At 48.0% G+C, this 12104-nt stretch carries 15 protein-coding genes; 11 read left to right on the plus strand and 4 right to left on the minus strand.

The window, feature by feature from the left end; all coding sequences use genetic code 11:
• Positions 1-138: 138 nt before the first annotated feature.
• Positions 139-1041, plus strand: coding sequence for a FecR family protein (locus HRE53_RS14615; protein WP_235106973.1), 903 nt, complete (start codon positions 139-141; stop codon positions 1039-1041).
• On the opposite strand, the gene HRE53_RS14620 is transcribed toward HRE53_RS14615, so the two are convergent.
• Positions 1038-2291 (minus strand): serine hydrolase, encoded by a 1254-nt coding sequence (locus tag HRE53_RS14620; RefSeq protein WP_235106974.1) that lies wholly within the window; start codon positions 2289-2291, stop codon positions 1038-1040. The two genes, HRE53_RS14615 and HRE53_RS14620, sit on opposite strands and share 4 nt — an antisense overlap.
• Before the next feature lie 102 nt (positions 2292-2393).
• On the opposite strand from HRE53_RS14620, the gene HRE53_RS14625 reads away from it, so the two are divergent.
• The gene (locus HRE53_RS14625; protein WP_235106975.1) at positions 2394-3185 is read left to right on the plus strand and encodes a hypothetical protein; all 792 of its coding nucleotides are present in this window, start codon (positions 2394-2396) and stop codon (positions 3183-3185) included.
• Between the two features lie 19 nt (positions 3186-3204).
• Here the strand turns inward: HRE53_RS14625 and HRE53_RS14630 are convergent, their stop codons facing one another.
• Positions 3205-3492, minus strand: a complete 288-nt coding sequence (locus HRE53_RS14630; protein WP_235106976.1) for a hypothetical protein — start codon at positions 3490-3492, stop codon at positions 3205-3207.
• 35 nt (positions 3493-3527) lie between these two features.
• On the opposite strand from HRE53_RS14630, the gene HRE53_RS14635 reads away from it, so the two are divergent.
• The 4 genes from HRE53_RS14635 (at position 3528) to nrtS (ending at position 6836) form a co-directional block, all read left to right on the plus strand.
• Positions 3528-3812, plus strand: coding sequence for a hypothetical protein (locus tag HRE53_RS14635; RefSeq protein WP_235106977.1), 285 nt, complete (start codon positions 3528-3530; stop codon positions 3810-3812).
• 296 nt (positions 3813-4108) lie between these two features.
• The gene (locus HRE53_RS14640; RefSeq protein ID WP_212664079.1) at positions 4109-5128 is read left to right on the plus strand and encodes a saccharopine dehydrogenase-like oxidoreductase; all 1020 of its coding nucleotides are present in this window, start codon (positions 4109-4111) and stop codon (positions 5126-5128) included.
• A gap of 603 nt (positions 5129-5731) precedes the next feature.
• Positions 5732-6541, plus strand: coding sequence for an aquaporin Z (aqpZ, locus tag HRE53_RS14645; protein WP_212664080.1), 810 nt, complete (start codon positions 5732-5734; stop codon positions 6539-6541).
• A 64-nt stretch (positions 6542-6605) separates the two neighbouring features.
• Positions 6606-6836 (plus strand): nitrate/nitrite transporter NrtS, encoded by a 231-nt coding sequence (gene nrtS / locus HRE53_RS14650; RefSeq protein WP_235106978.1) that lies wholly within the window; start codon positions 6606-6608, stop codon positions 6834-6836.
• Between the two features lie 5 nt (positions 6837-6841).
• Here the strand turns inward: nrtS and rsmI are convergent, their stop codons facing one another.
• Positions 6842-7699 carry a 16S rRNA (cytidine(1402)-2'-O)-methyltransferase gene (gene rsmI / locus HRE53_RS14655; RefSeq protein ID WP_235106979.1) on the minus strand — a complete coding sequence of 286 codons (858 nt, stop codon included), beginning with the start codon at positions 7697-7699 and terminating at the stop codon, positions 6842-6844.
• Between the two features lie 282 nt (positions 7700-7981).
• Positions 7982-8599: a hypothetical protein gene (locus HRE53_RS14660; protein ID WP_235106980.1), complete on the minus strand. Its 618-nt coding sequence runs from the start codon at positions 8597-8599 to the stop codon at positions 7982-7984.
• Positions 8600-8715: 116 nt separating this feature from the next.
• Here HRE53_RS14660 and HRE53_RS14665 point away from each other — a divergent pair, with 116 nt between their 5' ends.
• The 5 genes from HRE53_RS14665 (at position 8716) to def (ending at position 12092) form a co-directional block, all read left to right on the plus strand.
• Positions 8716-9381 carry a TVP38/TMEM64 family protein gene (locus tag HRE53_RS14665; protein WP_235106981.1) on the plus strand — a complete coding sequence of 222 codons (666 nt, stop codon included), beginning with the start codon at positions 8716-8718 and terminating at the stop codon, positions 9379-9381.
• Between the two features lie 76 nt (positions 9382-9457).
• Positions 9458-10339 (plus strand): ACP S-malonyltransferase, encoded by an 882-nt coding sequence (gene fabD, locus HRE53_RS14670; protein ID WP_235106982.1) that lies wholly within the window; start codon positions 9458-9460, stop codon positions 10337-10339.
• Between the two features lie 81 nt (positions 10340-10420).
• On the plus strand, positions 10421-11059 hold the full coding sequence (locus tag HRE53_RS14675) for a 1-acyl-sn-glycerol-3-phosphate acyltransferase (RefSeq protein WP_235106983.1): 639 nt from the start codon (positions 10421-10423) through the stop codon (positions 11057-11059).
• Between the two features lie 4 nt (positions 11060-11063).
• Positions 11064-11477 (plus strand): hypothetical protein, encoded by a 414-nt coding sequence (locus HRE53_RS14680; RefSeq protein ID WP_235106984.1) that lies wholly within the window; start codon positions 11064-11066, stop codon positions 11475-11477.
• An 84-nt stretch (positions 11478-11561) separates the two neighbouring features.
• Positions 11562-12092, plus strand: coding sequence for a peptide deformylase (gene def, locus HRE53_RS14685; protein ID WP_235106985.1), 531 nt, complete (start codon positions 11562-11564; stop codon positions 12090-12092).
• Positions 12093-12104: the final 12 nt, after the last annotated feature.

Below are 12104 nucleotides of genomic sequence, written 5' to 3' on the forward strand. Positions count from 1 at the left end.
GGAACTCAGACCTCTATTTAGAAGTCAGCGAGAGGAGTGGTTCCTCAACATAGAAGTCTACCAATAGGCTGATAGATCAATCAGTGGCTGATATTTTTAGCTGCACATCATTTGTTGTTGGAATTTTGAGGATTAAGAATGAGCTTACAAGGGAAGAGATGGTTGTCTGGCATTGCAGTAGGCAGCATTCTCAGTGGGCTGTTCATTCAACCTGTCTTAGCAGGAACGAATTTAACCAGTGCCAAAGTCTATGACTTTGACTCCCAAGTGCAACTAGAGTCAGTTAAGCAAAAGTCTCGTCTTGCCAAAATCGGTGACGTGATGGTGCCGATGGATATTCTCAAAACGGGGTCTAGTGCTTGGGCCAAGCTGCTGTTTAATGAAGGCACCTTATTTAGGATTCATGCCAACGCCAAGTTCTTTTTTGTCCCGAATACTCGGAGCTTTCAGCTCAAGCATGGATTAGTCTTATCGATGATTCAGCCGGGACAGGGAATCACGACGGTGATTACACCGACGGCCAAAATCGTGGCTTTTGGCACAGCCCTAACGGTTCGCCATGACTCCACCCAAAATACAACGATAGTCAGTGCCCTAACGGAGAAACCCGGTCGGCCTATTTTCGTCTCCAACGATAATGGCGCAGGACAAATTCGGCTGAAAGCCGGTGAGCAGGTAGAAATTAAAGATAACGTGGTTGGCCCCGTCAAATCTTTTAGCCTGCCAGGGTTCTATCAAGCCTGTCCGATGAGTCGAGTCTTAGCCCCTGGGCAAGAGCAGCTAGTCACCTTAGAACCGACGGAAGTGCAAACCCCCTTGTTAGTTATTCGGGAGGAAACAGCGGAGGCTGTGGCGAGACAATCTGCTGTCTCCTCTTCCACTGAACTGACTAAACTGTGCGCACCGGTTGCAGAATTACCGGAAGAGAAGAACAAGAGACCTAACGGTGGTCCTAGGATTGGCATTGGTGGTTGTATTCCTTTCCTCACCTGCGGAACAGGTAGACCTAACCCAGGCCGCATACCCGGACAAAGGCCCTAATTGGGGGTCCCTGCTGGTTTCTCTTTGGGTTTGGACTTGAGGCTGTCGATTAAGCCGCTATATAGCGCCGTAAACTTAGCTTCTTTAAGGGGTTGGTTGTTGTTCCAAGTGGCAGAGACACAGTAGGTCTTGCCATCCTTGCTTTGCATTTGGGTGGTGAAATTCAGCACTCCAGGCTCAGATCCACCTTTGAAGGAAATGGTCTGCCAATCTTGGGGACGGGCTAAACCGGGATTAATTTGCGTGACGGGCAAGTCGGCAACGCTTGCCATGAGTTGACAGAGTTCTGTCGTGGTATAGAACCACTCAATCTCTGGGGAAAGAACTCCTGAGGTTAGATCTGAAACGGAGGGGAGTGGAGCCGAGTCAGTGAGCAGGGCTTGACGCTGTTTGGTGTCGGTAGCAAGATAGCGATCGCGCAGTGATACATTGCTAGGATTCTTGAGCACAAACGCTTCTCGCGTCATCAGAAACGGCGTATTGCGAGGAGAAAGTTTTTCCAAGGCGGGTTTGCCCACCAGTTTAATCAAATGGTCCGTGGCGGTGTTATCACTTTGGGAAATCATCAAAGCCGCCAGACTATAAACCGTTAAGGCTGAATTGTCGGGCCAGGTGTGTAAGAACCCAGATGGCAAGCTTTTTAGCTTTGGCTGTAGCTTCACCACAGCATCCCAAGACTGTTGCTTGGCGGCAATTTGCGTCTTCAGCACATTCAGCACAGCCAGCTTAAAAGTAGAGCCAACAGCGAGGGGCTGATCGGGGTTGTGGGACAGTTTGGACTGTCCATTCTCAAGCACCAATAGGCTGACTTTGCCGGGGAGTGCCTTAAAAGCAGAAGTTAGATCCTGAGAGGGCTTAGGATGCGCTCGCGGTGCTTGAAACAGTAATCCAGAAATCAACCCTTGCTGATTGAGCACCAAGCGGGTGGGGACGATGCCTTTTTCAAACACCACTACAAACCCAGTACCGTTCTCTCGCACCCCTTGGTAAGGACCGAGTTGCTGCTTCATATTGTTAATAATGGTCTGGACCTGGGGAGCCGCCACTTGTGACAAAAAAGTGGGCGTAAACCAATTGGCCAACACCACGGAACTGGTAAATAAGCGGGTGAGCATTTTGCCTTGCGGCGTTTGGGGAGCGGTCTGGGGAGCAGAAGTTTGAGGGTTGGCATATCCCCTGGGGCTCACCAACATCCCTGATGTCGTGATCAAAAGACTGAGCAATACAACCAACCGAGTGTGATGTTTCATGGATTAAACCTCTGGGTCCAGAACAAATGTCTGATGACAGCAACGGATTCCAACTCCTGAAGTATAATCTTGCCCAAATGGTAGTTGAGAGTATCAATCGTTATGGGTGTTGGGATTATTCTGGTGTGTGCACTCTTCATCCTTGTGATCTGGTTGGCCTTTCAACCCAAGCAGGGAGAAACCGCAGCCAACTCGCCAGACCAGCCCGACCCACCCTATATCCCTCCTCCACCAAAGACCGGGAATTTCTCTGAAGACTTGTCCAAGCTGCCTCCAGACCCACCGAATGTAGATCATCTCTCTGATTCGCCAGCAGACAAGACCCACCCAGACGATGAATTCTCACCTCTTATCGTTGATTCCTCTGTTTTGGACCTCAACGTGATAAGCGACGACAAAGACGATTCCTCTGAGCAAGGCCCCATCGTCATTAGCGATGATTTCCGCCAGCAGGTCCAACAACTTGTGGCAGAAGGACGTGAGATTACGGCTGTCAAACAGTTGCGACAACAGGGCATGGAGCTGGACGAAGCTCGACGATATCTTGATACCTTGCCTACCCCTCCTCCCATCGATGTAGTGGACGACTCATCCAAACAGCAGAATTACGCGCAGGTTGAAGCTGAAGTCCGGCGATTCCTGGCCAAAGACCAAAAAATCAATGCTATCAACTATGTTCTTGAGCAATGGGGATATGGCCTCAAAGCGGCAAAAGCCTATATTGAATCACTAGAAGAAACAAGCAACCCATCACCCAGTCGAGCTGAGCTAGACGCTGAGGTTCGTCTGCTGTTGTCTCAAGACCGCAAAATCTCGGCAGTTAAATTGGTGCGGTTGCACTTAGGCTATGACCTGAAAGACGCTAAACAGTATGTGGAATCGCTCGAAGACTAAGCGAACAACATCTTAAGTTCTAATCCAGAATCAACTCTCTTTGAGCAATCTGTTGCCTGAGTAGTTCTTGGTTCCCTTGGGTCACCACTAAACGGGCATCTCGCAGGGATTGGGGATTCGTCTCAATTTTATAGGTGACATCTCCGTTGGCGGCTTCATAGGACAAGGCATAGTATTCACCGGAGGTTTTGGCTGGCAAGACAATTTTCGACCCCGTTTTTTTCTCAATGCCCACATAGCGATATTTTTTAACGGTCTGGCTGGGTTGATTCAAACAGATAAAAATCTGATAGTCAGGGGTATTCATGCTCTCAAATAGATGATCATTGCCACAGAACTGGCGTGGATTTTGGGAGTTTGCGGCAACAGTTGGTGCTGGGGCAACTACGCTGTCTTCAGGGTCGAGATTGGGTGGAGGCTGACTCGAAGGATTGGCGACGGGGGGCAGTTGAGCGGGTAAGGGTTGGCTCGGGTTCGCTGCTGGAGGCTGTTGTTCCAGTCGTGGGGTATCGGCAGGCGGCTCCCCATTTAGTTCTGGAATTCCGGGAGGTGCGGGGGGTTGAGCTATTTTGGCTTACCGATTCACTTGGCGTTTCTGGAGGCAGATCGGGTTCTTCGGTGAGTTGAGAACAGGCCGTAATCAGTCCCAGACTCAGGACACATAAGCTAGAGAGCCAAACTCTTTTCATAATTCTAAATCGCGCGCAGTCTTCCTTTAAAGCTAACCGATCGAGTTCGATATTTTGATCTGGGTTCAGGGGCTGCCTGGAATAATGGCCAGCCAAACTTGAAGATGTTTTACAACCAGAGTTGCGATATGTTTCTATCTCCAACTTGGCTGAACTGATCCAGTTTAAAAAGGGCCACGGTGCCCGATAATATTTGAGGTTGTTACGGATAGTCTGACAGACGAGGTAAAGCACGTGACCAATATAGCCAATCCACTGCAAACATCAGACCAGCCGATTCCCGTTGGTGTGTTAGGGTTTGGCGGGCTCGGACAGGCCGCAGCTAGGGTTTTAGCGCCCAAACAGCAAATGAAGCTGGTCGCAGCTGCAGACCAAAAAGGCTTTGCCCTCAATCCCGAAGGCTTGGATTTGCAAAGTGCGATCGCAACCTATCAAACCCAAGGATCTCTCGGTTACCTCGATCCGGGTGGCACCCTCAGTACCCAAAGCATTGCCGATCTGATTCAGCAAAGTCAGAACGTTGCCGGTTTTTTCCTGGCTCTGCCGAACTTACCCAATACCTTTATGGCCTCGGTAGCTAAACAGTTTATTGACCTAGGTTGGAAAGGCGTTTTAATCGATGCCATCAAGCGAACCAGCGCTGTGGAGCAGCTCGTTGACCTCCGGGCCGAATTAGCCAACGCGGGCATTACCTATGTCACAGGCTGTGGCGCGACCCCCGGTTTACTCACCGCTGCCGCTGCCCTAGCCGCCCAAAGCTATGCGGAAATTCATCAAGTCAAAATCACCTTTGGGGTCGGTATTGCCAACTGGGAAGCCTATCGGGCTACCATTCGCGAAGACATTGGCCATTTACCGGGTTATACCGTCGAAACGGCTAAAGCCATGACCGATGCTGAGGTGGAGACTCTGTTGGAGACAACCAACGGCATCCTCAGCTTGGAAAATATGGAACATGCCGATGACATCATCCTAGAAATGGCTGGGATTTGTGGTCGCGATCGCGTCACTGTTGGTGGTGTTGTAGATACTCGTAATCCCAAGAAACCCCTCAGCACAAATGTCCAGCTCACGGGTCGCACCTTTGAAGGTAAAATCTCCACCCATACCTTCACCCTAGGGGATGAAACTAGCATGGCCGCTAATGTTTGTGGACCTGCCTTTGGTTACCTCAAAGCAGGAATTGCACTCCACCAACAAGGGATGTGTGGTCTTCTCACTTCCGCTCAGGTCATGCCACATTTTGTGTCTTAACCTGCCACAGTAAAATTTATTTCCATCTAGAAACCTAGCCATAGAACTGTTGCTTTATGGCTAGGTATTTGCGTGATCATGGACTGTGACTAGATTGCCTTGCGGTTATCGTAAAAAGTATCCAATTGTTAGGTCGGCTACGGCATACGAATGTGGATCCTAATGTAGTGGATGTAATTGCCTAACACGTTTGCCAGTTTGCTTCCTAGCCCTTTCAGTTTGGCCATCATTCTCCATGCTGAGTCCATTTGTGCCAGCAGAGAGGAAAGAACGTCAATGCCAAGAGTAGATGCTTATGGGCTAATAGGTTTGGGCTGGTAGATCGATATTTCTGGGAATTACTGGCACTCTATAGAAAATTACTTCTAGAAATATTGTCAAAATCTTTAGATGTGTTTACAAATACCATTTTGGTCTTCAGAATATGGTAGCGAGGATGGGTTTGTTTATGACGATTCTGAATTGTTGATGCTCTTTATTTATCTCTATCCTGAGATTCACTGACCTTTGCTCATTGCACACACTCGTGAACCTGAGAAGAGTGGCAGAGCTAAGGGGGGTATGAAAGTTACGTTCCTCATTTCTTGAAGATGGAGTTCATCTATGTCAATTACAAAAAAAGTTTTTGCTGAGTTTTTTGGCACGTTCTGGCTCACCTTTGGAGGCTGTGGCAGTGCTATTTTTGCTGCTGTATACACCACCAGCTTAGAAGTTGGTGAAGCCAAAGAAGCCTTTCCTTTTTCTTTGGGCATTGGCTTTACCGGGGTGTCCCTGGCCTTTGGTTTAACCGTTTTGACGATGGCCTATGCCGTAGGTCACATTTCTGGCGGGCATTTCAACCCAGCCGTCTCTTTTGGACTTTGGGCTGGCAAACGTTTTCCTAGCTCAGAATTGTTGCCTTACATCATTGCTCAAGTGGTGGGTGCGATTGTTGCAGCTGGACTGTTATTCGTGATTGCTAGTGGAAACGGAACTGATTTAATCGGTGATCCCGCAGTCAATCTAAATCCCCTAGCCACAAATGGTTATGGCAATCATTCTCCGGGGCAATATAGTCTTGTTGCTTGCTTGATTGCAGAATTCTTGTTAACTATGATGTTCTTGCTGATCATCTTAGGTGCAACAGATAAACGTGCGCCCCAAGGGTTTGCTCCCGTTGCCATTGGTTTAGGCCTCACTCTGATTCATTTAATCAGTATTCCGATTACCAATACATCCGTTAACCCTGCTCGTAGTACCGGCCCCGCCTTGATTGTGGCTTTAGCTGGCAACATGCAGTTATTTCAGCAAGTTTGGCTTTTTTGGGTCGCGCCGATTGCAGGCGCGATCGCAGCTGGTTTCATCTACAACGTCTTTTTCGAAGCAGATACCACTGCAACCTCAAATGCAGATCGGAGTTTCGCAGAGCGATAATGAGAGAGAACATGGATTGTTCCGGTTCTTCTCAAATACTTTGCTGACTTTTCAATAACGATCAATGTTTGTATTGCGAGGCTATCTCGCGGCTTTAATAGATCCCATCTATCGGACCAATGCCTTAAAAGTTGCGGCCATAGTGGGGTCTATTTTATTTGCCATCAACCATGGCACAGCCCTAACCCAAAACAAAATGACCCGTACGCGCTGGATCTCAGCGATGCTCACCTATTGCGTGCCTTATATGGTGAGTGTTCATGGTCAATATGTCAGCCGCTCTCAACAGCGGTAATCGAGTTATTCCAAATCTAGGGTGAGCTGGTAAATTTGGCGACGAGACATGTCGTGTTTCTCTGCCAATTGCCGACTGGCCCGCGACTTAGACCATCCTTGAGCTAATAACGCTTGCAATTCTGCACGTAAATCTGTGTCCGTTGGTAAGGTCTTGCTCACTACTTCCCCCGCTAATACCAACGTAAATTCACCTTTTGGTTCATGGCTTTGATAGTGGGTGATGGCAGCTTGCACCGACCCTCGCCAAAACTCTTCAAACCGTTTTGTTAATTCCCGCGCTAATACAATCTGTCGATCATCTTCCACCTGCTCTGCTAAATCTTGTAAGGTCTGGCGTAAGCGATGAGGGGCTTCATATAGGACAACGGTGCGCGATTCCGTCGCTATATCCTGTAACCGCTGTTGACGTGCTTTCCCCTTCGCGGGCAGAAACCCTTCAAAACAAAAGCGATCGCAGGGTAATCCCGATGCTACCAACGCTGCGATCGCAGCGTTGGCACCAGGAATCGGTATCACTTCTATCCCAGCCTCGACACAAGCTTGTACAAGCTCCACTCCCGGATCGGAAATTCCTGGCATCCCGGCATCGCTAACCAGGGCCAAATCTTGTCCGGTCTGTAATCGTTCAATCAGTTCAGGAGTCCGGGTTTGAGTGTTGTGTTGGTGATAGCTAATTTGCGGGGTTTTGACCTGAAAGTGATGGAGCAGTTTGCCCGTGTGGCGCGTATCTTCAGCTGCGATCGCAGCCACGGTTTGCAAAATCCGTACCGCTCGAAAACTCATATCTTCTAAATTCCCAATTGGCGTTGCCACAATGTACAAGCTGCCATTTTGGGACGCATTGGTTTTAGAAGATGTCATGTGTTCATTCATCTATTGCATTGGGGGACTGACTTAATTCCTAAGCAATAGCCAAGGACGATCGATCACTAGCCATCTTCTACGGAAAGTTATACACCACTCTGAAACTGCACCAAAAGCGAGCGCTATCTGCTGGATAACAATTGTGCCATCTTCTGAGAGTGTCTCAACCTGCTTATTGAGTTACCCATGCTTAACGGTTGCGGTTAGCGATTGTCATCGATATTACATGCAAATTTAAGTCGTCGTAATGATTATATGGCTGTCAAACTTTAAGCCTTTTTACGCTGCTTTCCAAATCTGGAAGCAATGATCAAATTTCTGAAATAACTTATTAGACCCTGCAAAGCTAATGTCTTGCGCCCAGCTTTCGATAGAAAATAGAAACGCTTGCAGCTCTCGCTCCACACATATCAATGCTTTCTCAAAATCAGGTCGTGAAACCTCAACATAAAACGCATCTCGAGTTGGTTCAGTATAACCATCTGACCAAATACGAATAATATTGCCTTGATGCTCAACCCATGGACTTGGATCATGCCCTAACCAAGGAGAATGGCCTGTTTGTAGAAAATCAATCCATTCGCGCCATGTTTCCAGCCCACAACAACAACTTGGAGGAATAACTTTATCTTCAGATACGATTTGTATACCACCTGGTAACACTAAACTTTCTATTTCCAGGATCTGTTCCAAAACAGTTTGTTTCTTCTTTTCGAGTTCTATTTGGTTGTATTTCGCCAATTGAGCAAACACCAAACCGATTTCTGGATATGTCATTTCTCCGCATAAATGGATCATCGACAAAGGCTTGAATTTTGGAATCGGCCAAGGACAAAGAAATTCACCTTCGTAATAAGGTGACTCTACGACCGCCTGCATCTGAATCAACGAATTCATAGGTGCTTACAGTTCTAAAAAACCGACATATCTGCACGTTATTTGCAGAATGTACCCATATCAAAACCCTAAACCAGATAATAACTCTGGCCATCTGCCATTAACCTGAATGATTTATGAAACGGGCTAAATCTTTCACTCCCCGCAAAAGCCTTCTTCTACTAACTGTAGTGTGTGTGATCGCAACAGGCATTGCTCTATTGGTAATGGGTAAGCTCGATACCACTCAAATTAAAACACTGGTTCATGGTGCAGGGATTTGGGGGCCGATTTATTACATCTTGGCCTATGTGATTGCTACCCTATTGGTTCTTCCTTCTACTGCTCTAAACCTTACAGGAGGTGGTTTGTTCGGCCCTTGGCTAGGAACCCTTTGGACAAGTCTTGCCGCCATTATTGCCGCCGTTGTGGCCTTTTACTTTAGCCGCACCATCGGTCGCGAACCCATTGCCAAACGGTTGGCAGGACGCTGGCAAAAAATGGATGCTGAGGTCAAATGGGGCGGCCTCTTCTATATGTTTGCGATTCGGTTAGTGCCGATTATGCCCTACGGCCTGGTTAACTTTGCGGCGGGTCTCACCTCTATCCGCTTTCGTGATTTTTTGATCGGTACAATCTTAGGCACGGTTCCTAGCGTTTTGCCCTTTGTTCTCTTGGGTAGTTCTAGCGTTCAAGCTCTTAATTCCGGCAACCTTGCTCCTTTAATAGGTGCTTTAGCATTGACTGGAATACTGGTCGCAGGATCAACCTATTGGCGTCAAAAACGGTTCAAACGGAGTTGATGCCCCGAAAAATTGTCATGAACGCTACCGTTCAGTGCAAGACTGGAAGGTGGAGCTGACACAATAATCAGAAGATATGACCAAAACAGCATGGGTATTTCCTGGGCAAGGGTCCCAGGCGCTTGGAATGGGCCTAGACCTACTCGATACCGAAATCGGTAAACAGCGGTTTGCAGCCGCAGAAAGCATCTTGGGATGGTCTGTCCCCGAGGTATGCCGAGAAGATGAAAGCCGCCTTTCCCAAACCAATTACACCCAGCCCTGCTTATATGTAGTAGCTGCTATTTTTTCCGATCTACTGACTGAGAAAGGACTGAAACCCGATTTGGTTGCTGGTCATAGCTTAGGAGAATATGTTGCTCTATACTCAGCCCAGGTTTTTGACTTTGAATCGGGCTTAAAGCTGGTGCAAAAACGTTCAACCCTCATGTCTCAATCTTCGGACGGCAAAATGGCGGCTCTAATGGGGTTCGATCGTGATCAGCTCAATCAAACTGTTGAAAGTACAGAGGGTGTTGTTTTAGCCAATGATAACCATGCTGGCCAAGTCGTCATTTCGGGGACGCCAGCCGCCGTTGATACCGTCTTAGGCAGTATTAAAGTCAAGCGAGCGGTCGAACTGAATGTGAGCGGTGCGTTCCATTCTCCCTTGATGGCAGATGCTGCGGCTGACTATGAATCAGTTCTAAATTCCATCGACTTTCAATCGGCACAGGTTCCGGTTGTCTCTAATGTGGAACCGACACCTTCTACAGATCCAGCTACCCTCCAAACTCGCCTGATCCAGCAAATGACGGGTCCTGTGCGCTGGCGGGAAACGGCTCTTGTTTTCGCCGATCAAGGGATTGAATCCGTTATGGAAGTCGGACCGGGTAAAGTCTTAACGGGTTTGGTCAAGCGTACCTGTAAAGAGATGACCCTAACGAATATCAATAGCTTGGAGAGCTTACCCGTTTGAGTTTAGATCAGGTTTAACCGACCAATCTCACACCAATTTGATATTGTCAGTCTAATTGAGTTCTCTGCCGAGGTTCGCTCCATGCCACAACAGCGTGAGCCCACAATTAGCTTAGCCCTCTACCACCTGTTCAAATGGACGGTGGTGAGTCCCTCTTTGCATGTTTATTTCCAGGGGCGGATTCATAATGCTGAACGGGTTCCGCAACAAGGGCCTTTAATTGTGGTTAGCAATCATGCGAGTGACTTTGATCCGCCACTGTTGTCCAACTGTATGCGCCGCCCTGTCGCATTTATGGCCAAACAGGAACTCTTTGAGGTACCTGTCCTATCCACTTTGATTCGGTGGTATGGTGCCTATCCTGTGAATCGCGGATCCGCAGATCGCAGTGCGATTCGAGCTGCGTTAGCATCTTTGGACCAAGGATGGGCCGTGGGGTTATTCTTACAAGGCACCCGTACCGCAGATGGGCGAATTAACAATCCCAAGCAAGGGGCGGCACTTATTGCCAGTAAAATTCAGGCTCCCATCCTGCCTGTCTCTTTATGGGGGACTGAAAAGATTTTGCCGAAGGGGCAAAAATTGCCGCGCAGTGTGCCGTTAACCATTCGGATTGGCGAGCCCATTCCACCCCCTCCTAGCCGAGATCGGACTGCACTAGCCGATGTCACTCAGCAATGTGCTGATGTCATTAATTCCATGCATGATTTAGGTCGTTAACCCTATGGGACAGATTTCCACCCACCCACTGTCGCAAATTGTCTTACTGCTGGGTCTGACCGTCGGTATAGGAGCCTGTGGGTTACCAGAAGCCTTTAATCAGTTCTCGCAAGAAGCCGATAACCAGTTTGGCGATCAACACTTTAAAACAGCCATTACTTTAATTGAATTGCATCATGTGCGTTATGGAGACTATCCCCAATCCTTGGCGGATTTGAAATATACCGGAGATTGGGATCAGCTTGCAATTCAGTCAGTCAGTTATCAGAAGGCAGATAAAGGTTACATTCTTAATCTAGAAAGAGGCTGGGTTGGCAAAGCAGACCTGGAATATCCGCCCGATTTTTGGCAAAACTTAGGGATTATTGAGTCCAATGTCAAAGGCCAGCCGAATCCGATCAAGACTCCAAAGAAGTGAACATTACTGTTGTGCTTTACGGCAACAGAATCAAATCGACAGCGTTAAAATTGAACCACTCTTAAGCAGAGGGGATAGCCATTTATGTCAGCGATGCAACTAGAAGTTCTTCAACTCGGTAACCCTAAACTTCGCCGGACTGCTCGCCCTGTTGAAGATCCTACCTCTCGGGAGATTCAGTCTCTCATTGATGACTTAATTGGGACTATGGGGCAGGCCAATGGTGTCGGCATTGCCGCCCCTCAAGTGGGCATTGATTGGCAAGTTGTGATTGTGGCCTCCCGCCCCACCCTCAGATATCCTCATGCGCCTCATATGGATCCAATTGCAATGATTAATCCTCAACTCACCGATATCAGTGCAGAGCAGGTGAAGGACTGGGAAGGCTGTTTGAGTGTACCGGGTATTCGGGGATTAGTCCCTCGTGCATCTACTATTTCTGTTGAATACCAAGATCGCAAGGGTCATGCTCAGCAAGAAATTTTCCATGACTTTGTTGCACGCATTATTCAGCATGAATGCGACCATTTACAGGGCTATGTATTTCTTGACCGAGTTGAATCAACTCGGGAACTTATTACCGAAAATGAGTATCACAAACTAGTACTTTCCTAGTTGTGGAGGCTC

Source organism: Acaryochloris sp. 'Moss Beach', assembly GCF_021497025.1.
Taxonomy (GTDB): domain Bacteria; phylum Cyanobacteriota; class Cyanobacteriia; order Thermosynechococcales; family Thermosynechococcaceae; genus Acaryochloris; species Acaryochloris marina_A.